The organism is Nonomuraea sp. NPDC004186, assembly GCF_053603495.1.
The window spans coordinates 94,132-119,641 of sequence record NZ_JBSGFQ010000020.1 but is presented as its reverse complement, the minus strand read 5'-3'; the positions used below and the strand labels follow the sequence as shown (position 1 = coordinate 119,641).

The following is a 25,510-nucleotide window of genomic DNA, read 5'->3' as shown; positions in this document are numbered from 1 at the left end:
CTTACTCATGGCCCCTCCTCAGAGGCTTCTTCTCGGGCGCGTTGGGTCCCCCGCTGGAACGCGGAGAACAAGTCCCTTACCTCGTCAGGAGAGCGTTCGGGCGGCGGCTCCTGGCCACGCGGCTCCTGGCCACGCGGCTCCTGCTCGGGAGCCCGCTCCTGCCCGAGCGGCGGGCTCTCCTTGAGCTGCGGCGCCAGGTTGGTCTGGCGCACCCGTCTGGGCAGTCCCGCGTGCGTGCCGGAGGTCACCACGGCGAGCGCCTTCTTCCGCGTACGGCTCGGCAGATCGGCCTTGCCGTCGATGTCGCCCGCCTCCAGCGCCGCCTGCTCGGTCACCATCGAACGCGGCACGAGCACGATGGCCGTCGTCCCGCCGAAGGGCGACCGCCGCAGCAGCACCTTGATCCCGTACTGTTGCGCCAGCTTGGCCACCACGAACAGGCCCAGCCTGTCGCTGTCGGCCAGGTCGAACTCCGGCGGCGCGGCCATCCGCGTGTTGAACGCCGAATACTCGGCGACCGACAGCCCGAGCCCGCGGTCCTCCACCTCGATGACGTATCCGTTGCTCACCAGGTCGCCGCGCACCTGGACCGTGGTGTCCGGCGGCGAGTAGATGGTGGCGTTCTCGACCAGCTCGGCCACCAGGTGGGTGAGGTCGGCGGCGGCGGTGCCGTCGACCGCGGCGACCGGCATGCCCTCGACGGTGACCCTGGTGTAGTCCTCGATCTCGGCGATGGCCGCGCGGACGATGTCGATCACGGGCACCGGCTTGCGCCAGGCCCGTCCCGGCGCGGACCCGGAGAGGATCATCAGGCTCTCCGCGTGCCGGCGCATGCGGGTGGTCAGGTGGTCGAGGCGGAAGAGCTCCTCGAGCCGGTCGGGGTCGTGCGTACGGCGCTGCATGGCGTCCAGCAGCGACAGCTGCCGGTGCAGCAGGCCCTGCTTGCGCCGGGCGAGGTTGAGGAAGACCTGGCCGACCCCGCGCCGCATCGCGGCCTGGCCGACCGCCGCCGTCACGGCGGTGCGCTGCACGGAGCCGAAGGCACTGGCGACGTCGCTGATCTCGGCGGAACCGTGCACCTTGATCGCCTTGGCCTCCTTCCGCACGTCGACGTCCTCGCCCCTGCGCAGCCGCTCGACGATGTCGGGCAGCCGGCTCTGCGACAGCTCGATCGCGGCGGTACGCAGCCCGGCCAGCTCGCCGGCCAGGCGGCGACCGAAGCGTACAGAGATGATGATCGACGCGAGCACGGCGATCAAGCCCACGCCGCCGGCGACGGAGATCTTGACGATGGTGGAGGTCGCGGCCTCGGACGTGCGCGTGGCCAGCACGCCGGCGGAGGAGGAGCCGAGCTGGTCGAGCCGCGAGGTGAGCTTGTCGACGGCCTCGGTCCACGCCTCGGCGGTGGGGGGCGGGCTGCCGGTCTTGATGATCCGCGCCTCAGTGGTGGCGAAGGTCTGGAACGGCTCGGTGGCGAAGACCTGCTCGTACGGCCGGCGCAGCGTCACGTCGAGCCCGGCCAGGCCGCGCGCGTGGAGGAACTTCCTGGAGGCCGCGTACTCGGTGAAGGCGGAGACCTCGGGCGCGGTGAGCCGGCGGTCGGCCAGCGCCCCGATGATGAGCGCGTGCTCCCTGGCGATGTACTCCCTGGCCATGCCCATGGCCTGCAGCGAGGACGCCTGCTGGAAGATCGTCAGGTCGGAGACGGAGACCAGGTGGTCGTAGAGGGTGAAGATCCCGTCGAGGATGCGGTTGTACTCGTTCAGCCCGGCCAGCCGGGAGCCGAGGCCGCCGTCGATGTCGGCCCTGATCGCCGCGAGGCGGCCGAGGGCGGATTCGAGGGTGCCGAGCGGCAGTCGCAGGTCGTCGCCGACCGAGCCGCCGGCCTCCATGACGGCCAGCTTGAAGTCGGTGACCGACCGGTCGGTGCGGGCGCGCTGGGCGCTGAGCACCGAGGTGAGCTTACGCGTAGTGAGCGTCTCGGCGGAGCGCACCCGCTCGGCCTGCAGCTGTAGTCCCAGGTCCGTGGAGGTGACGCCGATAGTCCGATAGAGCGTGTTCGCGCGGAGCAGTGACTGGGCGTCGCCCATGGTGAGGTTGAGGACGAAACCCCAGAGCGCGCTCAGAGACAGAAGGGGTAGCAGCAACAATAAGAAGATCTTGAACCGAATTGACCGGTTTCGCGAGCCCATGTCCCAACCTCGAGTCGGGGGCATTTCCACACCTTGTGTAAATACACCTCCGGAAGATCGCATAGGAGACTAGCACCGTTTATGGTTCCGGCGCAGTGGGAGGAACACGTTCATTACCGTGATTATTGGGACAAGATCTCGCGATCGCGACGTGCCCTGGCGGCGATCGTCCGCAGCCACAGCAGCGCTACCAGGGAGATCGCGATGAGCCCGGCCCAGTTGACCATGGTGTACACGTGCACCTGCCACGCGGTCACGTTCGGGACCCGGCCGATACGCAGGAGCTCCCACTGCCACGGCTGGCCGGTCAGCACGAGCGTGATCGCGATCGCGATGGCGGTCATGGAGTCCCAGAGGGCGTGCAGCAGCGAGACACCGAGGTAGGCCAGGACGACGGAGCCGGTGATCCGGCCGCGCGCCGCGAACAGCACGCCGCCCGCGATGGCCGTCCACAGGCCGTGCCCGACGGGCGACAGGATGCCGCGCAGCACCTCGGTCTCGACGAGCTGGGACAGCGACAGGCCGTCGGCGGTGAAGAGGGCGTTGAAGGCGTACCCGGCGCTCTCGAACGCGGCGAAGCCGAAGCCGACGGTGGCGCCGAGCACGATGCCGTCCCGGGCGGAACGCCGGGCCATCCTCCTGGTGACGAACATCAGCGCGCCGAGCTTCACGCCCTCCTCGATGAGGCCGACGAGGATGTACATGACGATCGACGGGCGGATCAGCAGGCTCTCGAGGAGGGAGGCGCCGAGCACGCCCAGCACGCCGCCCACCACGAAGGCCACGAACAGCAGCTCGACCGTCACCTGCGGCGAGCGGTCGCGGGCGTACGCCCAGACCACGAACGTCACGGGCACCAGGAAGCTGCCGAACAGCACCACGGTCGGCACGAGGTTGGAGTTGGCCGTCCAGGCGGTGACCGCGACGCTGGCCAGCCACAAGACGAACCCGATCAGGAAGACCCGCGGCCACAGCTTCACAGCGCCTTCACCTCCACAGCGCGGAGGGCTGCCGTGACGGCGCCGCCAGGCCGAGCCCAAACCGTCGAACCGCGCATACCCCGTTCCTCAGGCGTCAATCGTCGTCTCAGGGGTCGATCGTCCCGAATGTCCGAGTATCCGGGCCCGCCGGAATCTTTCGTGCGGCCTATTACCGCGCATGCTCGTTTGGAGTAGCGTCCGGAATATCGCGAGCGGGGGGAGTCAGGTGGTCGGCAAGCAGGGCAGGGTCACGGGAAAGATCGGCCCAGGGCTCGTCGGCGAGGTCATGATCCCGGTCAGGGGCGGCGTGGAGGCGTTCTACGCACATCCCAGCGTGCCCGACGAGGAGTTCCTGACCGGATCCATCGTGGTCGTGGTCGAGTACTTCCCCCCGCGGACCGTCTACGTGGTCAGGGCGCTCGTCTAAGGGAGGCCGCTCCGATGTCCCCCGAGTTCTACATCGCCGCCGGCGGCATCGTCGCCGCCGCAGTCATCATCATCCTGCTGTTCAAGGCCGTGTGGCGGGTCGCGGAACCCAACGAGGCCCTGATCATCTCCGGGCTGGGCGCCCGCCGTCGCGGCGAGGGCGTGGACAGCCTGGGCTTCAAGATCATCACAGGCAAGGGTGCGGCGGTGCTGCCCGGGTTCCAGGCGGCCAGGCGGCTGCGGCTGGACACCAGGGCCGCCAACCTCCAGGTCTCCTGCGTCACCCAGCAGGGCATCCCCGTGCACATCCGCGGCGTGGTCATCTACAAGGTCGGCGACGACCTGTCCTCCATCGCCAACGCCGCCCGCCGCTTCCTCGACCAGCAGGACTTCATGACGAGCGCCATCCACGAGCTGTTCACCGGCCACCTGCGCTCGATCATCGGCAACCTCACCATCGAGGACCTCATACTCAACCGCGAGCGCCTGACCAGCGAGACCAGGGCCTCGGCCGCCGACGAGATGAGCAAGCTGGGCCTGATCGTCGACTCCCTGCAGATCCAGGAGATCGACGACGAGACCGGCTACATCGTCAACCTCGGCAAGCCGCACGCCGCCAAGGTCGCCTCCACCGCCCGCATCGCCCAGGCCCAGCGCGACCAGGAGGCCACCGAGGCCGAGCAGATCGCCGCCGCCAACATGGCCGCCGCCCGCCGCGACTCCCGCATCAAGGAGGCCTCCTACCAGGCCGAGATCGACCAGGCCCAGGCCACCGCCCGCCAGGCCGGCCCGCTGTCGGAGGCGACCGCCCGCCAGGAGGTGGTGGTCCAGGAGACGAGGGCCGCCGAGCTGGAGGCCAAGCTCGCCGAGCAGCGGCTGCAGTCGCAGGTGCGCAAGCCCGCCGACGCCAAGGCGTACGAGACCGTCACGCTCTCCCAGGCCGAGCGCGACGCCCGCATCGCGCAGGCGGAGGCCGAGGCCAGGGAGACCGAGCTGCGCGCCGCCGCGCAGGCCTCCCAGGTCAAGCTGGCCGCCGCGGCGGACGCCGAGTCCGTACGGCTGCGCGGCGAGGCCTCCGGCGCCGCCACGAAGATCGCCGGTGAGGCCGAGGCCCAGGCAGCCCGGGCCCGCGGTCTGGCGCAGGCCGAGGCCGCCAAGGCGCTGGGTCTGGCCGAGGCCGAGGCATCGGAGGCCAAGGGCCTGGCGGAGGCGCAGGCGATCAGGGCCCGTGCCGAGGCGCTGAAGGAGAACCAGGAGGCGGTCATCGCCCAGCAGCTCGCCGAGCGCTGGCCGGAGGTCGTGGAGGCGGGCGCGAAGGCGTTCGGGAACGTGGACCACATGGTGGTGCTGAACGGCGCCCAGGGCGTCGAGGAACTGCTGGCCAAGGCCCTCACGCTCGGCGGCGCCGGAATCGGCCTGGCCAGGGCCCTACTTAACGGCGCCGCTCCCAATGGGACTCCCAATGGGACGGAGCCGGAAATATCTAGTAAAGCGCCTTGATCGGGCGTACCTTCCAATTGGGGCGAGCCGGGAAGTCTGGTCGGCAACTTATACGACGACGTCCTCCCGGGAGCAGGTCATGGACTTAATGCTCGCAGGCATCATCGCCCTCATCGCGTTCATCTGCGTCGTGGCGTTCAAGCTGGTCTGGCGGGTCGCGGAGCCGAACGAGGCGATCCTCATCTCGGGCCTGGGCGCCCGCGGCCGGGAGACGCTCGGCTTCAAGATCGTCACGGGCAAGGGCGCGCTGGTCGTCCCGGGGTTCCAGACCGCGCGCCGCATGTCGCTCGACAGCCGCGTCTCCCAGCTCGAAGTCAAGTGCGTCACCAAGCAGGGCATCCCGGTGCACGTGCGCGGCGTGGTGATCTACAAGGTGGGCGACGACTTCGTCTCCATCGCCAACGCCGCCCGCCGCTTCCTCGACCAGCAGAAGACCGTGGACGAGAAGACGCACCAGCTCTTCTCGGGCCACCTGCGCTCGATCATCGGCAACCTCACGGTCGAGGACCTGATCGTCAACCGGGACGCGCTCACCAACGAGATCCGCACGTCGTCGGCCGACGAGATGAGCAAGCTCGGCCTGAACGTGGACTCCCTGCAGATCCAGGAGATCGACGACGCCACCGGCTACATCTCCAACCTCGGCCGCCCGCACGCGGCCGCCGTGGCCTCGCTGGCCAGGATCGCCGAGGCCCACCGCGACCAGGAGGCCAACGCCGCCGAGCAGGAGGCCGCCATCAAGAAGGCCGCCGCGGTCCGCGAGGCCCGCATCCAGCAGGCCGGGTACCAGGCCGAGATCGACCGGGCGTCGGCCGCGGCCAAGCAGGCGGGCCCGCTGGCCGAGGCCACCGCCCGCCAGGAGGTCGTGGTCCAGCAGACGACCGCCGCCGAACGCGAGGCCCTGCTCGCCGAGAAGCGGCTGGAAGGCGAGGTGCGCAGGCCCGCGGACGCCAGGGCGTACGAGCAGGTCACGCTCGCGGAGGCGGCGCGGCGCGCGGCGGTCGCCGAGGCGCAGGCCGAGGCCGAGGGCATCAGGCTGCGCGGCGAGGCGGAGTCGGAGGCGACCAGGCTGCGCGGCATCGCCGAGGCCGAGGCCGCGCGGGCCAAGGGTCTGGCGCAGGCGGAGGCCATCAAGGCCCGCGCGGAGGCGCTGGCGAGCAACCAGGAGGCGGTCGTCGCGCAGCAACTCGCCGAACGCTGGCCGGAAATCGTCGAGGCCGGCTCGAAGGCGTTCGGAAACGTCGAACACATGGTGGTCCTGAACGGCGCGCAGGGCGTCGAGGAAATGCTCGCCAAGGCGCTCACGCTCGGGGGTGCCGGATTGGGCCTGGCCAGAGCCCTGCTCAACGGCGGATCGCCAAACGGCAACGAACCGGAAATCGTTCGTAAAACCACTGAATCCCGCGAATAGCGACGTTACTCGGCTGTCCGGCCTTCCATTCCTCTAGCGTTTTGACAATACCGCTGGAGCGAATTGGAGGACGAATGCTGAAGCCCATTTCCGGTATATTCCTGAGTTTGCTGGCTATTGCCGGATGTTCCGCCGACAACGCCCCGTCGGCGGCGCCGGCGGCCGCCGCGTCGTCCGCGCCGCAGGCGTCCGCCGAGACGGCCCGGCTGCGCGCCGCCCTGCTGCCGGTGCCCAAGGGCATGCACGTCGCGTACGGGCCCGAGCTGGGCGCGTTCGGCTCGCTCAAGTCCACCCAGCAGGGCCTCGCGGCCGTCCGCGCAGCCAAGCTGCAGCGGCCGGAGTGCGCGGGCGCGGCCCAGCTCGACGCCGACACTCCCGACGTCGCCCAGGCGCCGGCGGCGGTGATCGCCTTCGCCGCCGACCGCGGCTCGATCACGCAGGCCGTGGTGGCGCTGCCCGGGAAGGCCTTCCCGGCGCCGCTGCCCAAGGAGTGCAACTCGTACACCGCGGACGTGAGCGGCACGCAGGTGACCTACAAGACGCGCATGCTGGCGATGCCGGCCAAGGGCGACGAGTCGCGGGCCTACCTCACGACGGCGGCGGGGGGCCAGAAGAACGCGCAGATCGGGTCGGTCATGATCCGGCGGGGGACGCTGATCATGAGCATGCTGGTGGTGGGGCAGCGGGTGAAGCCGCAGGGGCTCTACGAGCTCGCCCGCCTCGCCGACCAGAACCTGGCCCAGATCACCCACTGACCCGCCGCACTTCGGCCGGGGTCCTTCGAGGACGGAGGGCGGCGCCGCCCGCACCACCTGCCCGACGCTCCCAAAGGGAACGCCCGCCGATGCGCGTCGGGAGCGGGCGTCGCGGAGGGGCGCCGGGCCAACGGGGCCGGCCACCGTCCGCAGGGGGCGCGTGCCGCGGACCTCCTCTCCGCGGCGCTCTCCTCAAAGGGACGCCGGCCTAGATGAGGACGTGGTCGTCCGGGCGGCCGACGAAGGAGAACTGGGCGTTGCGGGTCAGCTTGATGTGGTCCGCCTGCCAGGTGTGCATCGACGCGTCCGCGCTGCGCCAGTAGACGAAGTTGAAGCGGTCCGCCGAGTAGATCTTGACGGAGTCCTCCTTCAGCCGCCGCACCAGGTGGGTGTCCTCACCACGGGTGATGTCCGCGAAGCCGTACGAGCGGAACATGTCCGCCTTGCCGAGGAACGTGCCGCCCTGGACCAGGAAGGAGTAGCGGTGCTCCAGCCCCGGCAGGCGGAGCATGGTCGTGTTGCTGCCCTCGAAGTACGCGTAGTGCGCCCCCTTGCCGACCAGTTCGGCGTCGGAGTAGTCGAACGCGCGCACCAGGTCCGACAGGTAGTGCTCCCCGTACAGGTTGTCGTCGTCCATCTTGGCGATCAGGTCGCCCTCGGCGGCCGAGATGCCCAGGTTCATGCAGGCGCCGAGCGACAGGGACGCGTCGGCGGGCAGGACGACGACGTCCGTGATGCCCGCCATGCGGGCCTTGTCGGCGACCACGACCGGGTCGATGTCCAGCCCGTGCAGCACCATGACGAGCTGGAGCGGCCGGTGGATCTGGCGGGCCACGGAGGAGATGGCGTGTTCGATCTGGGAGGCGCGGTTGGTGGGCAGCACGACCGAGATCGAGCGCGACCTGGGCTGCACCTGGTGCCCGAGGTCCTGGAGGATCTGGTCCACGCGGTGCGAGAACAGGTGCTTGTCGAAGACCTCGCGCATCGCCAGGTGCCCCATCCTGGCCCGCAGCTCGGGGCTGTTGATCAGGTGCAGGACCTGGTTGTACGACTCGACCGGCTCGCGCGCGATGGGGACGAGGTCGCCGAAGGTCTCCTCGACGGCACGTGACCACCCCGACACGACAGGCGTGGCGCAGGCGGACAGCTCGAAGACCCGCCGGGCGCACATGGTCGGCGAGTCCAGCACCGAGTTGACGTTGAGGAAGACCTTGTACATCCGGTACGCGGCCAGCATCTGGTCGTAGGGGAGCTCGCCCACGATGTGCGGCCGGTACTTCTCCGGCCAGGCGTACTTCTCGTCCACCTCGCCGTTGCGCGCGAAGATGTGCAGACCCAGCTCCCTGACCGGGTCGATGACGGTCTCCATCTGCTCGCGGCGCTCGGGGTGCTTGTCGCGGAAGTACATCCCGGCGAAGACCACGTCGTGCAGGCGCCCCTGCCGCTGCTGGATCGGGTTGTGCACGCGGGGCTGGGCCGCGAACTGCAGCACATCAACCCGATCGTGTCCCAAAATTTCCCGATATTTCGGCACCATGTCACCGTCACAGGTGAACACGTAGTCGAACAGCTTGGCCGTGTCGATGAAGAAGTCGAAGTTCGGCGGGTCCTCCTTGTTCCAGAAGACCGTCGGGATGCCCTCCCGCTTGCACCAGGCCACCAGCTCGCGCAGCGGCTCCTTGGGCGCGTTGGTGCCGGTCATCTGGTAGCGCCAGCGGCCCTGGTTGCCGTGCCAGGCCGACTCGCAGAACAGCAGGTCGGGACGCTTCTCGGCGAAGATCTCCGGCCAGTCCTTGAGCCCGAACTCGATCTGGTCCCACTCGTACTTGAAGGCCATCCGGGAGAAGTCGTCCAGGATCACCGCGACCTTCAGGTCCGGCCGGTTGACCGGCCCCTTCGGCCACTTCACCGCCGGCACCTCGACGAGCGGCGGTCGGTGGTTGGCGAGCTCGGTCGCCTCGGAGACCGGTACGGGCGGCTTCGGCGCCTTCTCCTTCGACCGGACCGCCTCGACGATCTTCCCCGGGCTCTTCGAGCCCAGGGCCTCGCCCAGCTTGTACGTCCGCTTCGCCTGCGTGGCCTCCAGCTTCCAGCTCGCGTACGCGGCCTTGGCCTCGGCGATCTCCAGCCGCCGCCGCAGCTCCCTGACCTCGGCCTCGAATCGCTCGACGAGCTTGCGCTCCTCGGGCAGCCAGTTGACGGGCCCGAGCCGCTGGTACGTGGGCTCTTCAGGGGTTTCGGCCATGGTGATACGCCTATCGCTTAGCGGAGGTACGTCATGTTACGGCGGATATGGCAGCTAAACGGGGCGTTTGGCCTGAGAGGCGGGAGCGAGGTTGTCGCCCTTCAGCCAGGCGGAGATCACCCGCGCGATCCGCATCCCGGCCTGGCCGTCCCAGAGCACCGGCAGCTCGCCGGCCGGCGTGGCGGCGCCGTCGGCCAGCGCCTTCTCCGCGGCGGCCGGCAGGACGGTCGGCGTGACCAGGCGGTTCGTGCCGTGCGTGATCGTGATCGGCCGCTCGGTGTTGGGCCGCACGGTCAGGCAGGGGACGCCCAGCACGGTCGTCTCCTCCTGGACGCCGCCGGAGTCCGTGACCACCAGCGCGGCGCCGCGTACGAGTGAGAGAAAGTCCACATAGCCCAGCGGGTCGACGACCTTGACCGACTCCCCGTCCACCAGGCCCGCCTCGGCCAGCCGCGCCTTGCCGCGCGGGTGGATCGGCACCACGATCGGGATCTGCCGCGAGACCTGCAGCACCGCGTCCACCAGCTCCTTGGCGGCCTCGGGGGTGTCCACGTTCGCGGGCCGGTGCAGGGTCGCCACGGCATAACGAGCCGGTATGGCCAGCCGCTCCACGACGGGCGCCGGGTCCAGCGACGGCAGCGCCGAGTACAGGCTGTCGATCATGGGGTTGCCCACCAGGTGCACCTTGGACGCGGGCACGCCCTCGTTCGCCAGGTAGGCCAGGGCCTCGGGGGAGGTGGCGAAGAGCACATCGGCCAGCGCGTCGGTGACGACCCGGTTGACCTCCTCCGGCATGCCCCGGTCGAACGAGCGCAGCCCCGCCTCCACATGCGCGGTCCTGATGCCCAGCTTGGAGCAGACGAGGATCGCGGCCAGCGTCGAGTTCACGTCGCCGTAGACGACGACCAGGTCGGGGTCCTGCTCCTGGACGACCTCCTCCAGGCCGACGAGGAGCGCCGCGGTCTGCTTGGCGTGGCTGCCCGAGCCGACCCCCAGGTTCGCGACGGGCTCGGGGAGGCCGAGGTCGGCGAAGAAGACGTCCGACATCAGCGCGTCATAGTGCTGACCAGTGTGGATGATGCCCTGCCGCACGCCGAGTTCACCGAGTGCCCGCACCACCGGGGCCGCTTTCACGAAATTGGGGCGAGCGCCCAATACGTGCAGGACCAGGGGGTTCTCCCTCATTGACCTCGCCTTTCATAGCGGAAGGGGAAAAACGTTGCCTATGGTACGGTCACCGCGTGGCATCCGACGCCAGTCGTCAAGACTCCTCCAAGGTTTCCGCGAAGTCCGCCCGAGCCGGCGTCGGTGGACTTCTCAAAGGTTTCGTTCAGCACCCGATCATCGTTTCCCGTGTCGTCGTGACGAAGGTCAAATCCGACCCCGTCCGGGTGGCCCAGGCCGCCGCCGACGCGCTCCCGCCCCGGCTGCGTCCCGTCGTGGGCAGCGTCGCCTGGCCCGTCGCCCGGCGCGCCCGGCGCATCGTGCGCAAGTTCGGCATGCGCGTGGTCAAGGGGCCGTGGAACGAGGCCAAAGAGCTGTGGGACGCCGGCAGGGTGACCGAGGCCGCCGAGGTGCTCGAAGCCCACACCAAGTACCCGTTCGTCAAGCGCAGGGCCGCCTACTACCGGGGCGAGCTGGCCGCGATCAGCCCTGACCCGATCCCGCCCGGGCCGAAGGTGGCCATCACCGACCGCGTCGCGGGCCGGGTGCTGCACATGGTCACGAACGCGTTGCCGTACACGCAGGCCGGGTACACGGTGCGCACGCACCGCATTGTCACCTCGCAGAAAGCCGCCGGGCTCGACCCGCACGTGGTCACCAGCTGGGGCTGGCCGATGCTGCAGGGGCACGCGGACGCGGCGCCGTTCGAGGAGATCGACGGCATCCCCTACTACCGGCTGCTGCCCGACGGCCACGGCGAGATGCCGTTCGAGACGCGCGGGCGCATCATCAGGGGCGCCGACGCGGTCACCAAGCTCGTCACCGAGCTCAAGCCGCAGGTCCTGCACGCCGCCACCGACCACCGCAACGGCTCCATGGCCCACGCGGTGCGCGACAGGACGGGCACGCCGTTCGTCTACGAGGTACGCGGCTTCCTGGAGGAGACCTGGGCCTCGCGCGATCCGATCCGGGTGGGCAGCGAGCGGCAGGTGCTCCAGCGCGAGCGCGAGGCGTTCCTCATGCGCGAGGCCGACGCCGTGGTCACGCTGGCCGAGACCATGGCCACGGAGATCGTCGAGCGTGGCGTGCCGCGGGAGAAGATCCACCTGGCGCCCAACGCCGTGGACGACTCGCTGCTGACCGCCCACTACGACGGCGCCTCGTTCAGGAACGCGTACGGCATCGCCCCCGGTGAGATCGTCGTCGGCTCGGTGTCCAGCATCGTGGCCTACGAGGGCTTCGCCACCCTGCTGCGGGCCGCCGCGCTGCTGCGTGACGACGGCACCCCCGTAAAGGTCCTCATCGTGGGCGACGGCACCGAGCGCGAGAACCTCCTGGCGCTGGTCGACGAGCTGGGCCTCGGCGACGCCATCCTGCCGGGCCGGGTCGGCCCCGACGAGGCGTTGCAGGCGCAGGACGCCATCGACATCTTCGCCTGCCCGCGAGAGGACCTGCGGGTATGCCGACTTGTTACGCCATTGAAACCCGTCGAGGCGATGGCGCTCGGAAAGCCCGTCGTACTCAGCGATCTGCCTGCTCTGTCCGAGCTCGTAGGCTCGGACGGCGCCGGGATGCTCGTCCCTCCGGGCGACCCGGCCGCGCTCGCCAAGGCCATCGCGGGGCTCCGGGAGGACCCGGCCCGGCGCGCTGAGATGGGTGAGGCGGGACGGGCGGAAGTGGCGGCGAAGCGGACTTGGAGCCGCGTTGCCGAGACTTATCAAGCCCTATACCGGTCGCTTGCCTAATGTTGACCTTCGCGTTGGCTGTCACTTCTGACGTGTTCGGTCGCATTAGGCGTGAGCTAGGTGGACTTGAGATAACCTTTGCGACCATGAAGTGTTGTTTCCGGCTCTCTAAGGCGCTGCTGTGACAGAAATCGACTTGGCTGTCATCGGCCTGGGCTATGTCGGCATGCCGCTGGCCAAGGAGGCGGTCGCCGCCGGCCTGCGGGTCGTCGGCCTCGACGTCGACCCCGCCAAGGTCGACGCGCTCAACGCCGGGCAGTCGTACATCGATGACCTGGCCGACGCCGATCTCGAGCACATGCTGGCCAACGGGTTCAGCGCCACGCTCGACGAGACCGTGCTGGCCAGAAGCAACACGATCGTGATCTGCGTGCCCACCCCGCTGGACGAGGACCACCGACCGGACCTGTCCGCCGTGGAGGGCGCCACCAAGGCCGTCGGCCGCAACCTGAGCAAGGGCACGCTCGTCGTGCTCGAGTCCACCACCTGGCCGGGCACCACCGACGAGGTGGCCAGGCCGCTGCTGGAGAGCTCGGGGCTCGTCGCGGGCGAGGATTTCCACCTCGCCTTCTCGCCCGAGCGCATCGACCCCGGCAACCCCAAGTTCGGCCTGCGGAACACCCCCAAGGTCGTGGGCGGCTACACGCCGCCCTGCCGCGACCGCGCCACGGCGTTCTACGGGCAGTTCATCGAGCAGGTGGTGCCGGTCAGCGGCACCCGCGAGGCCGAGATGGCCAAGCTGCTGGAGAACACCTACCGGCACGTCAACATCGCCCTCGTCAACGAGATGGCGATCTTCTGCGACGAGCTCGGCATCAACCTGTGGGAGTCGATCGAGGCTGCGGCGACCAAGCCGTTCGGGTTCCAGAAGTTCCTGCCCGGTCCGGGCGTCGGTGGGCACTGCATCCCCGTCGACCCGTCGTACCTGTCGTACACCGTGCGCAAGCTCGGCTACCCGTTCAGGTTCGTGGAGCTGGCGCAGGAGATCAACGAGCGGATGCCGTCGTACGTGGTGGCCCGCGTCCAGCGACTGCTGAACCGGCATAAGAAGGCCGTGAACGGCGCCCGGGTCGTTATGCTCGGCGTCACCTACAAACCGGACATCGCCGACGAACGCGAAACTCCGGCCCTCCCGGTGGCGCGTGCGCTGCTGGAGCTGGGCGCCGAGCTCTCGTTCGCGGACCCCTATGTCAAGGAGTGGGCGGTTGACGGCACCCCGGTGCCGCGTGAGGAGGATCTGGCCAAGGCCGTGATCGACGCGGACGTGACGCTGCTGCTGCAGCAGCACGCCGCTTTCGACCTCGACATGGTCGAGGAGAACGCCCGGCTCGTGCTCGACACCCGCGGTGTGCTCACCGAGGGTGAACGCGTCGAGCGGCTGTAGCGACGGAGGGCTGCGCGCAGTGCACGTGCTCGTCATGACGGTGGTGCATAACCCCGAGGATGCTCGAATTCTGCACAGGCAGATTCGTGCCCTTGTGGATGCCGGTCATGAGGTCACGTACGCCGCCTCGTTCACCGCCCACGGGGTCGTCCCGCGACCCTGGGTGACCGGCGTCGACCTCCCCCGTGCCGCCCAACGCAAGCGGATGTCGGCCGTGTGGGCCGCCCGGCGGCTGTTCAAACGCATGCGCGACAAGGTCGATCTCGTCCTCATCCACGACCCCGAGCTGCTGTTCGCCATCTGGGGCGTGCGCAACCGGCCGCCCGTGGTGTGGGACGTGCACGAGGACACCCCCGCCACGCTCTCGCTCAAGCCGTGGCTGCCGGCGCCGCTGCGGCCTCCCGTGCGGTTCTTCGCCCGCATGCTGGAAGGCACCGCCGAGCGCCACATGCACCTGCTGCTGGCCGAGACGGCGTACGCGGGCAGGTTCAAGCACGCCCACCTGATCGTCCCGAACGAGACCTGGGTGCCCGACTCCGTGACGCCTCCCGGCGACGACCGGGTGGTCTACCTCGGCTGGCTGTCCAGGGCCAGGGGCGTGTTCGAGGCCGTCGAGGTGGCGAAGCTGCTGCAGCCGTACCGGGTGGCCGTGGAGCTGATCGGGTACGCCGACCCGCAGAGCCGTCCGATGCTCAACCAGGCCGTCACCGAGGGCCTGCTGGAGTGGCGCGACTTCATGCCCAACGACGAGGCGCTCAAGCGGCTCGACGGGGCGCTGGCGGGGCTGTCGCTGCTGCACGACGAGCCGAACTACCGCCACTCGATGCCCACGAAGATCGTGGAGTACATGGCGCACGGCATCCCCGTCATCACGACCCCGTCGCCGCGTGCCGTCGAGCTGGTGGAGCGCTATGACAGCGGCGTCGTGGTGCCCTGGGAGGACCCCAAGGCCGTGGCGCAGGCCGTCCTGACGCTGCGGGACGACGTACGGGAGCGGCGGGCGCAGGGTGCGCGCGGCTACGCGGCGGCCCGGGCCAACCACCACTGGCCCAACTCGGCCAAGCGCTTCGTGACCCAGCTTGAGTCCTGGGCCGGGGTCAAGCGGGGGTAGGTTCCTGACCGTGCGCTGGCTCTTACTCGTCGTGGGCGCAGCGATCCTGGCAGTGGTCGCCGCCGTGGTCATCGTCATGCCGCCGTCCGACGAGCCGGCGCCCACGGCCTCGTCCTCGACGCCCAAGCCGTCGCCGTCCGACCCCACGCCGAAGGTGTCGAAGTTCACCGACCCCTGTGGAACGTTCGAGACCAGAGAGCGGGCCCCGTACGCCGTCACCGGCTACTGGATCACCCCCAGGTCGAACCCCTGCACCTGGCGCAGCCAGCTGGAGGAGATCCACAGCGTGGGCGGCGACACGATCATCCGGATCGGGTACGGCCTGCAGTTCCGCACCGTCTCCGACTCGGGCGAGATCCTGACGAGGGACGGGGAGCTCGACTCGCTCTACAAGGCGTGCGAGGAGGACGGGCTCACCTGTCACGACGCGGCCGAGCGGGATCTGCGCGAGGCCAACCCCGGTAACCGGATCGGCCGCACGTACGTCTACCGCACGGACGAGTCGTTCGGCACCAACCTGTTCCGCTGCCCGCAGATGGAGCACCCCGTCAAGGCGGGCAAGCGGATCTACTACCGGCTCCTCACCCAGCCGGACGGCTCGGACGACGCCACGTGCGACTTCTCCGGCAAGGCCACCTCGTACGACATGATCCTGGTGGCCGGGTCGGAGGAGGACAGCCTGGCCAAGCTCCTCGACCTGGGCGACCAGTTCGGCATGCGGATCTTCCCGGCGCTGCCGCTGGCGCCGCGCGACCCCAAGACGCCCACCAGGGCGTACAAGAAGCATCTCGGCACGCTGACCACGCTGACGCGGCGCATCCTGCAGGACTACGGCGTGCGGTTCGCCAACCGCGACTCGCTCGGTGGCGTCTACCAGCCGTTCGAGGTCCAGATGGCGGACACCCTGGCCACGAACCCGACGCTGGAGGTGTACGCCGACCAGCACACGATCGTGGAGCAGGAGCTCGGCAAGCCCATCCTGATCAGCCCCTACATGGACGCGCGCAGGAGGGTGCCCTTCGGGCAGTCGCCCAAGCAGGTGGCCGAGGCGTTCAAGGCGCTGGCGAAGACCGGGGTCGGCATCATCGCGCCGCAGGACAGCCGGGGGACCGGCAAGGTGGGGCTGTTCTGGCCGGACCAGCGCGACGACGAGGTGGACGAGCGGCTGCGCCCGGTGGTGGGGGAATCGACGTACGGGACGGCCTACTACGGCTCCACGCGGGACTACTACCGGGAGATGGCGGCGGCCCGCGCGGAGATGGTCGCGGCCGGCTTCCAGGTGGACCTGTGGGCGAACGTCGAGGCGTTCGAGCCCTCCGGCAAGGAGCCGTGCGCCCCGCAGGGCACCCGCGGCAAGACGGACAAGAAGCGCCTGGACCAGGCCGTGACGATGGCCGGGCGTTACGTACAGAAGGTCGTCTCCTACATGTGGAGCGACTTCATGACGTGCGGCACGCCGTCGCTCGAGAAGGAGATCACCACCGACTGGCGGCGGCCGATCGCGGTGGACGCGATCAGGAAGGCCCGCGACGTCCAGGACGGGGTGGAGGTACGCGGCTACAACTTCAAGGACAGCACCGTCACGATCACGTGGTCCGGCGGGACGAAGGACCTGTCGGTGCCGGCCGTCGGCTGGCTGGACGAGACCCGGCAGGAAGGGCTGGCCGAGGGCATGGTCACGGCGTGGGTGCCGTTCGACTGGACGCAGGTGCCGGCCGGCGACTGGGTGCAGGTCACCGTCAAGGGCCCGTCGGGCCAGGCCACCACGGAGCCCTTGCACGTTCGGATTGTCACGTAGGCACGGTTACCTGCCGACTACTGACAACGTGTAGCGTGCCTGCATGGTCCCGAGCATCCCGGTCAGCGTCGACCTGGTCGTGCTCACCGTGCGAAACCACGCCCTGAGCGCCCTGGTGTGGCGCCGGGACAACCCCCCGTTCCTCCGTCGCTGGTCCCTGTCCGGCGGCTTCATCCAGCTCGACGAGGACCTTCCGGCCGCCGCCCACCGCATTCTCGCCGAACGGGCCGGTCTCCCGGGCGCGCCGGTCCACCTGGAGCAGCTCCAGACGTACGGCTACCCCGACCGAGACCCCCGCCAGCGCGTCCTGAGCGTCGCCTACCTGGGCCTGGCCCCCGACCTGCCGGCCTCGGAGAAGGCCCACATGAGCTGGCAGCCGGTCGACTCGCTCACGGTCATGGCCTTCGACCACCGCCGCATCATGCAGGACGGGATCGAGAGGGCGCGGGCCAAGCTGGAGTACACCCCGCTGGGGGCGGCCTTCTGCCCGCCGGAGTTCACGGTGGCGGACCTGCGCCGCGTGTACGAGATCGTCTGGGGCCGCCTCCTCGACCCGCGCAACTTCCACCGGAAGGTCACCAAGGCCGAGGGCTTCCTGGTGGAGACGGGCGCCACGACGACCAGGGACGGGGGCCGCCCGGCCAAGCTCTACCGCCGCGGCCCCGCCGAGCTCCTTCACCCGCCGATGCTGCGCAGCCTCAAGGAGTAGGGCTCCTCAGCACGGCGGCGGTCATGGGGGTGTGCAGGGTCCAGCCGAGGGTTTCGTAGAGGGCCTGGCCTTCCGCCGTGGCCACCAGGACGCCCGTATGAGCCCCCCGCGACGCCGCCGTGCTCGTCAGCGTACGCATGATCACGCTGCCGAGCCCGCGGCGGCGGTGGTTGCCGGCCGTCTCCACCTGGTCCACCACGGCCGTGCGGCCCGCCAGGGCGAACTGGCCCCTGGCGGCGACCTCGCCCGCGGCCGTCAGCAGGCGGGCGGCCGTGACCCCGGCGCGGGTCGTGACAGCGAGCGTGTAGCCGGGGGGAGCCTGGAAGGTCTCGCGGGTCAGGGGCGCCGTCATCATGAACTCCGGTTCCTGGACCGCCCACCGCTCCGGCAGGAGGGGGCCGACGTCCGCGGCGGAGGCGCACAGCTTCAGCCAGGTCCCGGGCGTCATGAGGGTGGCGGTCAGGCGGTGGAGGGCCTCCGGCGTCGGGGCGGCGACGATGTGGCGGGACACGTGGCCGGGCAGGCCCACGTCCACCCGCAGGCCCCACGGCACCGGTACGGGTCGGGGGGCGTTGCGGGAGATCACCCAGCCGTCCACCCAGGCCCGAACTGTTGCGGTATGGGCAGTTTTGAGAACCTCCGTCATGATGTCCAGCTTATGGTCTGGCCTCTACCACTGACCGGGGCGTAGCAGGATAAAAAGGACACGGCGTGGCACCGCCGAGTCGTGACCCGGGCCAGGTAGGGTCCCCGGTGTGCGCGTTGAGATACATGGTCACAGGGGAGCTCGTGGCCTCTGGCCGGAGAACACCCTGCCGGGGATGAGCCGCACGATGGAGCTCGGCGTCCACGCGCTCGAGCTCGACGTCGCCCTCACCGCCGATCGGCGGCTCGTGCTCACGCACGACCTCACGGTCTCCGCCGTGACCAGTGCCGACCGGCGGCCGCTCAGGGCCGACGATCCGCTCTACCCCTACGTCGGCAAGCCGATCAACGCCCTCACGCTGGCGCAGCTGCGCATGCTCGACGTGGGCGTGCGGCTGCCGCGCCACCCCGACGACCCGTTCGCGCTGACGCAGGTCGCCATGCCCGAGACCAGGATGCCGACGCTCGGCGCGGTGCTGGGGCTGGTGAACGCCTACGAGGCGGAGGGCGTACGGCTGCACGTCGAGCTGAAGTCCGACCCCACCAGGCCCCACCTGACGGCCGACCCCGAGATGTTCACCGAGCTGGTCGTCGAAGAGCTCGACCGGCACGGCAGGCTGGACAACGTGGCCGTGCTCAGCTTCGACTGGCGGATCATCACCCATGCGGCCAGGCTCGCCCCGGGCGCGCGGCGGTTCGCGCTGATCGAGCTGGACACCCTCCACTGGCACGACGACCTGGGCGACGACATCCCCGCCGCCGCCCGCGCCGCCGGGGCGACCACGCTCTCGCCCGAGCACGCCATGGTGGACGAGGCGCTGATGGCCCAGGCCCGGGCCGCCGGCCTCGACGTGGCGGTCTGGACCGTCAACGAGGCCGGCCTGGCGGCGCGGATGCTGGACCTGGGGGTGGCCGGGATCGTCACCGACTACCCCGATCGGATGCGGGACCTCTGGCGGGAGCGGGGGATGGAGCTGCCCGAGCCCGTGGGCCCGCTGAAGCCGGTGGGGGTCTAGAGCCAGCCGTTCCTGCGGAAGCCCCGATGCAGGAACACGCAGGCGGTGACCATGACGGCCAGCACCGCGGGGTAGCCCCAGGCCGAGTGGAGCTCCGGCATGGAGTCGAAGTTCATGCCGTAGATCCCGGCGATCATGGTGGGCACGGCCAGGATGGCCACCCAGGAGGAGATCTTGCGCATGTCCTCGTTGGCCAGGGCGTTCGAGCGGGCCAGGGCGGCCTGGAGGATCGAGCTGCACAGCTCGTTGGAGGACTCCACCTGCTCGCAGACCCGGGAGAGGTGGTCGCCGACGTCGCGGAAGTATTCGCGCATCTCCGAGGGGATGACGCGACGCTGCGGCAGCGCGGCCATGGGGGACTGCAGCGGCATTATGGCCCGCTTCATCTCCAGCATCTCCCGCTTGAGCTGGTAGATCCGGTTGATGTCGCGGGAGCTGACGTCGGCGAACACCGTCGCCTCGACCTCTTCCAGCTCCAGCTGCATGAGGTCGGCGACCTGGAGGTACTGGTCGACGACGTGGTCGGAGATGGCGTGCAGGACGCCGGCGGGGCCGCGGTTCATCAGCTTGGGCTTGTCCTCGAGGCGCTCGCGGACCGCGCTGAGCGGGCAGTGATCGCCGTGCCGCACCGTCACCACGAAGTCCGGGCCGATGAACACCATGATCTCGCCGGTGGCGATGATCTCGCTGGTGGCGGTCAGCTCGTCGTGGTCGAGGTAGGCGATGGTCTTGAGCACCATGAACAGCGACTCGCCGTACCGCTCGACCTTGGGGCGCTGATGGGCCTTGACGGCGTCCTCGACGGCGAGCGGGTGGAGGTCGAACACCTCGGACAGCCACTCGACCTCGGGGGCGTCGGGCTCGTGGAGCCCCACCCAGACGAACGCGTTGGCGCCGTCGGACTCCTTGTTGCGCTCGCGGACGAGGTTGAGCGCCTCGACGATGCCGGTGGTGGCGACCTTCTTGCCCTGGACGTAGGCGCCGTACTCGACGATGGAGTCGACGGGGGGCACGCACATGTCACGCACCGGCTCTGCGAGCTGGAGCGCGGTGCGCGTCTGAAGAGGGTGACGGTTGATGCGACGGAAAAGCGTGGACGAGCGCATGGCAGTCCCTTTCCGCCCGACCTGGCACGCTCCACGCGCGATGAAACTTCACCTCACAGAATGCGTGGAGGCACGATCAGGCTGCCGGATTGGAGTGGTCGGGGGTATACGAGGTGTACGTGGGCGAGCACGTACTGCTGGGATCACCAGGATTCATCCCGGACCACCTCCAATCACATGGGGACGCCGCGAAGCCGCCTTAACTTACCACAGCCGGGTGAACTTCTTTGACGATACTCGCCAGGACCGTCTCGACTCAGGTAGAACTCCACAAAGTTATGGCCCTATTCCGGCGATTGGTGTGGCCGAGGCCCTAGCCTGTGCCAGGCTGCGGGCCTGCGACAATGGACCTCGTGCGCGTTCTAGTCATTGGTTCCGGAGGGCGTGAGCACGCCCTGTGCCGTTCCCTCAGCCTCGATCCCCAGGTCAGCGAGCTCCACTGCGCCCCGGGCAACCCGGGCATCGAGCAGGTGGCGGCCCTTCATCCCGTCGATCCGCTCGATCCCGGGCAGGTGGCCGAGCTGGCCGTGCGGCTGCGGGTCGATCTCGTGGTCGTGGGGCCCGAGGCGCCGCTCGTCGCGGGGGTGTCCGACGCCGTGCGCGACGCGGGCATCGCGTGCTTCGGGCCGTCGAAGGACGCCGCCATGATCGAGGGCTCCAAGACCTTCGCCAAGGAGGTCATGAAGGCGGCCGACGTGCCGACCGCGCGGGCCAGGACGTGCGTCACCGAGGAGGAGGCGGCCGCCGCGCTCGACGAGTTCGGGGCTCCTTACGTGGTCAAGGACGACGGGCTCGCGGCCGGCAAGGGCGTGGTCGTCACCGACGACAGGGACAAGGCCCTCGCGCACGCGCGCGCGTGCGAGCGCGTGGTGATCGAGGAGTTCCTCGACGGGCCGGAGGTGTCGCTGTTCGCGCTGTGCGACGGCAGCACGGCGGTGCCGCTGCAGCTCGCGCAGGACTTCAAGCGGGCCTACGACGGCGACGAGGGCCCCAACACCGGCGGCATGGGCGCCTACACGCCGCTGCCGTGGGCGCCCGACGGGCTGACCGAGCAGGTCATGCGGGAGATCGTGCACCCGACGATCGGCGAGCTGACCCGGCGCGGGCTGCCCTTCCAGGGCGTGCTCTTCGTGGGGCTGGCGCTGACCTCCAAGGGGCCGAAGGTCGTGGAGTTCAACGCGCGCTTCGGCGACCCGGAGACGGAGGTGCTGCTCGACCGGCTGGAGACGCCGCTGGGCGGGCTGCTGATGGCGTGCGCGACGGGCGAGCTGGGGCTCGACCCGGTGTTCAAGGACGGCTCGGCCGTGACCGTGGTGGTCGCTTCCGAGGGCTACCCCGAGGCGCCGGTCAAGGGCGACGTGATCAGGGGGCCGCAGGAGAGCGGCGACGCGTACGTCCTGCACGCCGGGACCGCGCGGCAGGGTGACGAGGTGGTCTCCGCCGGCGGGCGGGTGCTCGCCGTGGTCGGCCACGGGCCCGACCAGGGGAGCGCGCGCCGGGCGGCCTATGACCTCGTCGGCCGGATCGAGCTGCGCGGCTCCCACCACAGGACGGACATCGCCCGATGAAGCACGTGCACTCCGGCAAGGTACGCGACCTCTATCAGACCGACGACGGCAAGCTGCTGATGGTCGCCTCCGACCGCCTGTCGGCCTTCGACTACGTGCTGGAGCCCGATATCCCCGACAAGGGGGCCATTCTCACGCAGATGTCGTTGTGGTGGTTCGACCAGCTCAAGGACGTCGTGCCCAACCACATCCTGGGCGAGGGCGACGACTCCCGCAGCGTGCTGTGCAAGCCGCTGACGATGGTGCAGGTCGAGTGCGTGGCGCGGGGCTACCTCACCGGCGGCGGGCTCAACGAGTACCGCGCCGACGGCACGGTCTCCGGGGTCCGGCTGCCGGAAGGGCTGGAGGACGGCTCCCGGCTGCCCGAGCCGATCTTCACGCCGTCCACCAAGGCGCCCATGGGGCAGCATGACGAGCCGATCTCGTACGAGCAGGTCGTCCAGGAGGTCGGCAAGGAGACCGCCGAGGAGCTGCGGCGGATCACCCTGGCCGTCTACACGCGCGGCGCGGAGATCGCCGCGGAGCGCGGCATCATCGTGGCCGACACCAAGATCGAGCTCGGCTGGGACGCCGACGGGGTGCTGACCCTGGGCGACGAGGTGCTGACCCCCGACTCGTCGCGGTTCTGGCCGGCCGACGAGTGGAAGCCGGGCCGCTCACAGCCCTCTTTCGACAAGCAATTTGTACGCGATTGGCTGCTATCGCCCGAATCGGGATGGGACAAATCCTCCGGAAACCCCCCACCTGCGCTTCCTGACCACATCGTGGAGCGCACGAGGCAGCGATACCTAGAAGCATATGAGCGCATCACGGGGGCTTCCTTTAGCGGATGATTCGGCTGGGCCAGTTGGTGTTACCGACTACTGTTGGCCCGATCGAGCCTCACCGTTGATTTCAAGGAGCCGCACGAATGGTCCGTTACCGCGTGCGCGGTGGCAACGCACTGCGTGGAACCGCGTTCATCCAGGGCGCGAAGAACGCCGTGCTCCCCATGATCGGTGCGGCTCTGCTCGCCGCCAAGGGCCGCACCGTTCTACGCAACGTGCCGATCATCGAGGACGTCCGCCGCGCGGTCGAGCTGGCCGAGGCGGTCGGCGCGTACGTCGAGCTGCACGAGTCGGAGCGCACGCTGGTCATCGACGCCTCCAGGCTGACCAGCGCCGTTCTGCCGGCAGAGATCGCCAGGCGCTTCCGCGGTTCCGTGCTGTTCACCCCCGCCCTGCTCCACCGGCTGGGCGAGGCCATCATCGAGGGGATCGGCGGCTGCAACCTCGGCAGCCGCAACCTCGACTTCCACTACCTCGGCTACAAGCGGCTGGGCGCGCTCGTGGACGAGGGCGAGACCGTCATCCACGTCAAGGCGTCCGGCCTGACCGGCGCGACCCTCTACCTCGACACCCCGTCGCACACCGGCACCGAGAACCTCATCATGGCCGCCGCCCTGGCCAAGGGCACGACCGTGATCGAGAACGCGGCCCTGGAGCCCGAGGTGCTCGACGTCATCGACATGCTGACCAAGATGGGCGCGCGGATCAGCGGCGGCGGCACGGGGTTCATCACCGTGGAGGGCGTGGAGGAGCTGCACGCCGTCGAGCACACGGTGATGCCCGACCGGCTCGACGCGGGCGTGTTCGCGATGGCCGCGGCGATCACCGGGGGCGAGCTGAGCCTGGTGGGCACGGGCCTCGACCTCGGCGTCGTCCGCTACAAGCTGGAGCAGATGGGCGTCGAGTTCGCCCGGCAGGGCGCCGTCCTGCACGTGCGGTGCGAGGGCCCGCTGCGCCCGATCAACATCATCACCGACACCTACCCCGGCTTCGCCACCGACCTGCAGTCGCCGATGATGACCGTCGCCGCGCTCGCCGACGGCACCAGCTACATCCACGAGCGCATCTTCGACGGCAGGTTCGCCCTGGCCGGAGAGCTGAACAAGATGGGCGCGAACGTCGAGGTCGAGGGCAGCCGGGCCATCGTGCGCGGCCGGACGCCGCTGATCGGCACCCAGGTGACGGCCCACGATCTCCGCTCCGGCATCGCCCTGGTGCTCGCCGGCCTCGCCGCCGAGGGGGAGACCCACATCGACTCCGGATACCTCATCGATCGCGGCCACGCGCATCTCGCCGCCCGAATGCGCGCTCTCGGTGCGGACATTACACGAGAGATTTCAGAGCGCTAAAAAACGCCAGAAAAACCTCGTTGAGCTGCTAGGACATCTTGTCGGGCGGTCAACCTGAACGACTTTCCGGAAAAGTCGGGCGTGACATTACGGCCCCCGCGAGCGATCGTTCCAAAAGAGAGCACTGCAACGGACGGCAGGATGGGACGAACATTGGTCGAGAGGGCCGAAGAAACTCCCCGAGTGTCACGCCCGGGCGCTATGACACCGGACCTCACCATCGGCGTGGTCGGACCCCACGACCTGGTCGAGCGAGTCATGCTGATGGGTCATGCCGCGGCTCCGCTGCCGTGTCGCCTGGTCGCGGCCGCATACCGCGACGAACAGGAGGCGCCCGACAAGGTGACGCGGCTCGGACCCGGAGTCGACGCATGCTTGTTCGCCAGCCCGGTCCCTTATGACCTGGCCAGGCGTTCCGGTGTGCTGACGATGCCGGCGACGTACGTCCAACTCGGCGGAGCAGCACTGGTGGCGGCGTTGGCCAAGGCCGCGCTCGACACTCGCATCGACCCCCAGCGGGTCAGCATCGACGTGGTGAGCAGGGCCGATGTCGAGGAGGCGTACACCGACCTCGGCATCCCCGCGACGGACGTGCACAGCCGCGACGAGCCGGGAGCCACCGGCACGATCGCGGCCTACCACGAACGTCTGGCCAGGCAGGGGGCCACCTCGGGGGCACTGACGTGCCTCCCCGCGGTGGCCGAACGCCTGCACGCCGCGGGCGTTCCGGTCATCAGGATCAGGCCGACCTCGGCGGCGGTCCGCACGGCGCTGCACACCGCGGCGCTGCTGGGGGCACACCACCGGCTGGAGGAGTCACAGCTCACCGTGGTACTGGTGGAGGTGCCGACGCTGCGCGAACCCGTGCGCCGCGCGGCCCCCCGCTACTGGCGCGACGAGCTGCGGCTGTCACTGCATCGGCTCCTGGTCCAGGAGGCGAACCGGATCAACGCCACCGTCTGGCCCATCGACGATCACAGCTATCTGGTTACCGCTACCAGAGGCTCGATCGCGGCGGCGACGGACGGGTTCAGGGTGTTGCCGTTCGCGGCCAGGATCAGGGACGAGCTGGGACTGGCGGTCGAGGTCGGCGTGGGCATGGGTCGCACGACGCATGACGCGGAGTCGCACGCCCGGGCGGCACTGGCCCGCACGCAGGCGGGCAAACAGGCACAGGGATTCGCGGTGGATCGCGAGGGGCGGGCACTCATCCCGGCCCCCCGGATGCCACCGACCGGGTCCAACGCACTCAAACCGAAGGGGGTGGAAGTACTGGCCCGGCTCGCGGCCAAGCTCGAAGGCGGAGACACCGTGGTGGACGCCGAGGGCGCGGGCAAGATGCTGGGAGTGACGCCGCGTACGGCTCGGCGGTTGCTGCGCACGTTGGTTGACGAGGGACTCGCGTGGCCGCTACCGCCGAACCGCACACCGCAGCCTGGCCGTCCGCGCCAGCTGTACCGGCTGATCGTGGAGAAGCTCGGGCCCCGATGAGGGTCCGGGACTGAGCGTTTCGGTGCCGGGCCGCCTCTCGGCACCGAGCGTCACGGGCGGGGTCCGCGCCCGCGGGCACTTCGTGCTG

General features: G+C 69.7%; 20 protein-coding genes. 14 read left to right on the top strand and 6 right to left on the bottom strand.

Annotated elements, in window-relative coordinates; all coding sequences use genetic code 11:
- Positions 1-5 precede the first annotated feature (5 nt).
- Positions 6-2,147 (bottom strand): sensor histidine kinase, encoded by a 2,142-nt coding sequence (locus ACWEPL_RS18925; protein WP_363977207.1) that lies wholly within the window; start codon positions 2,145-2,147, stop codon positions 6-8.
- A gap of 167 nt (positions 2,148-2,314) precedes the next feature.
- Positions 2,315-3,172, bottom strand: coding sequence for a PrsW family intramembrane metalloprotease (locus tag ACWEPL_RS18920; RefSeq protein WP_452436934.1), 858 nt, complete (start codon positions 3,170-3,172; stop codon positions 2,315-2,317).
- A 226-nt stretch (positions 3,173-3,398) separates the two neighbouring features.
- Here ACWEPL_RS18920 and ACWEPL_RS18915 point away from each other — a divergent pair, with 226 nt between their 5' ends.
- The 4 genes from ACWEPL_RS18915 (at position 3,399) to ACWEPL_RS18900 (ending at position 7,264) form a co-directional block, all read left to right on the top strand.
- On the top strand, positions 3,399-3,599 hold the full coding sequence (locus tag ACWEPL_RS18915; protein ID WP_350732563.1) for a hypothetical protein: 201 nt from the start codon (positions 3,399-3,401) through the stop codon (positions 3,597-3,599).
- Between the two features lie 14 nt (positions 3,600-3,613).
- On the top strand, positions 3,614-5,098 hold the full coding sequence (locus tag ACWEPL_RS18910; RefSeq protein WP_363977201.1) for an SPFH domain-containing protein: 1,485 nt from the start codon (positions 3,614-3,616) through the stop codon (positions 5,096-5,098).
- A 79-nt stretch (positions 5,099-5,177) separates the two neighbouring features.
- Positions 5,178-6,509, top strand: a complete 1,332-nt coding sequence (locus ACWEPL_RS18905; RefSeq protein ID WP_452436933.1) for a flotillin family protein — start codon at positions 5,178-5,180, stop codon at positions 6,507-6,509.
- A 107-nt stretch (positions 6,510-6,616) separates the two neighbouring features.
- Positions 6,617-7,264: a hypothetical protein gene (locus ACWEPL_RS18900; protein ID WP_363977194.1), complete on the top strand. Its 648-nt coding sequence runs from the start codon at positions 6,617-6,619 to the stop codon at positions 7,262-7,264.
- 208 nt (positions 7,265-7,472) lie between these two features.
- Here the strand turns inward: ACWEPL_RS18900 and ACWEPL_RS18895 are convergent, their stop codons facing one another.
- Positions 7,473-9,509, bottom strand: coding sequence for a glycosyltransferase family protein (locus ACWEPL_RS18895; protein WP_363977191.1), 2,037 nt, complete (start codon positions 9,507-9,509; stop codon positions 7,473-7,475).
- A 54-nt stretch (positions 9,510-9,563) separates the two neighbouring features.
- Positions 9,564-10,694, bottom strand: a complete 1,131-nt coding sequence (gene wecB / locus ACWEPL_RS18890; RefSeq protein ID WP_363977188.1) for a non-hydrolyzing UDP-N-acetylglucosamine 2-epimerase — start codon at positions 10,692-10,694, stop codon at positions 9,564-9,566.
- Between the two features lie 176 nt (positions 10,695-10,870).
- On the opposite strand from wecB, the gene ACWEPL_RS18885 reads away from it, so the two are divergent.
- From ACWEPL_RS18885 to ACWEPL_RS18865, 5 genes are all read left to right on the top strand, one after another.
- A complete protein-coding gene (locus ACWEPL_RS18885; protein WP_363977185.1) occupies positions 10,871-12,418 on the top strand; it encodes a glycosyltransferase family 4 protein in 1,548 nt (515 codons plus the stop codon).
- A 121-nt stretch (positions 12,419-12,539) separates the two neighbouring features.
- On the top strand, positions 12,540-13,802 hold the full coding sequence (locus ACWEPL_RS18880) for a nucleotide sugar dehydrogenase (protein WP_350732574.1): 1,263 nt from the start codon (positions 12,540-12,542) through the stop codon (positions 13,800-13,802).
- Between the two features lie 19 nt (positions 13,803-13,821).
- Positions 13,822-14,913, top strand: a complete 1,092-nt coding sequence (locus tag ACWEPL_RS18875) for a glycosyltransferase (protein WP_350732575.1) — start codon at positions 13,822-13,824, stop codon at positions 14,911-14,913.
- A 10-nt stretch (positions 14,914-14,923) separates the two neighbouring features.
- A complete protein-coding gene (locus ACWEPL_RS18870; RefSeq protein WP_363977180.1) occupies positions 14,924-16,711 on the top strand; it encodes a DUF4434 domain-containing protein in 1,788 nt (595 codons plus the stop codon).
- A gap of 43 nt (positions 16,712-16,754) precedes the next feature.
- Complete coding sequence (locus ACWEPL_RS18865) at positions 16,755-17,420, top strand: NUDIX hydrolase (RefSeq protein ID WP_350732578.1); 666 nt, start codon at positions 16,755-16,757, stop codon at positions 17,418-17,420.
- Here the strand turns inward: ACWEPL_RS18865 and ACWEPL_RS18860 are convergent.
- The gene (locus ACWEPL_RS18860) at positions 17,410-18,066 is read right to left on the bottom strand and encodes a GNAT family N-acetyltransferase (RefSeq protein ID WP_452436932.1); all 657 of its coding nucleotides are present in this window, start codon (positions 18,064-18,066) and stop codon (positions 17,410-17,412) included. The genes ACWEPL_RS18865 and ACWEPL_RS18860 overlap by 11 nt on opposite strands.
- A gap of 109 nt (positions 18,067-18,175) precedes the next feature.
- Here ACWEPL_RS18860 and ACWEPL_RS18855 point away from each other — a divergent pair, with 109 nt between their 5' ends.
- On the top strand, positions 18,176-19,081 hold the full coding sequence (locus tag ACWEPL_RS18855; protein ID WP_452436931.1) for a glycerophosphodiester phosphodiesterase family protein: 906 nt from the start codon (positions 18,176-18,178) through the stop codon (positions 19,079-19,081).
- On the opposite strand, the gene corA is transcribed toward ACWEPL_RS18855, so the two are convergent.
- Positions 19,078-20,100: a magnesium/cobalt transporter CorA gene (gene corA, locus ACWEPL_RS18850; RefSeq protein WP_363977171.1), complete on the bottom strand. Its 1,023-nt coding sequence runs from the start codon at positions 20,098-20,100 to the stop codon at positions 19,078-19,080. The two genes, ACWEPL_RS18855 and corA, sit on opposite strands and share 4 nt — an antisense overlap.
- A 440-nt stretch (positions 20,101-20,540) precedes the next feature.
- On the opposite strand from corA, the gene purD reads away from it, so the two are divergent.
- The 4 genes from purD to ACWEPL_RS18830 all read left to right on the top strand — a co-directional run bounded on the left by purD (position 20,541) and on the right by ACWEPL_RS18830 (position 25,422).
- Positions 20,541-21,755: a phosphoribosylamine--glycine ligase gene (gene purD, locus ACWEPL_RS18845; protein WP_452436930.1), complete on the top strand. Its 1,215-nt coding sequence runs from the start codon at positions 20,541-20,543 to the stop codon at positions 21,753-21,755.
- Positions 21,752-22,588 (top strand): phosphoribosylaminoimidazolesuccinocarboxamide synthase, encoded by an 837-nt coding sequence (locus tag ACWEPL_RS18840; protein WP_452436929.1) that lies wholly within the window; start codon positions 21,752-21,754, stop codon positions 22,586-22,588. The genes purD and ACWEPL_RS18840 overlap by 4 nt, the downstream gene beginning before the upstream one ends.
- Before the next feature lie 77 nt (positions 22,589-22,665).
- On the top strand, positions 22,666-23,931 hold the full coding sequence (gene murA, locus ACWEPL_RS18835; protein ID WP_350732587.1) for a UDP-N-acetylglucosamine 1-carboxyvinyltransferase: 1,266 nt from the start codon (positions 22,666-22,668) through the stop codon (positions 23,929-23,931).
- A gap of 201 nt (positions 23,932-24,132) precedes the next feature.
- Positions 24,133-25,422: a GTP cyclohydrolase IIa gene (locus tag ACWEPL_RS18830; protein WP_185069825.1), complete on the top strand. Its 1,290-nt coding sequence runs from the start codon at positions 24,133-24,135 to the stop codon at positions 25,420-25,422.
- Positions 25,423-25,510 lie beyond the last annotated feature (88 nt).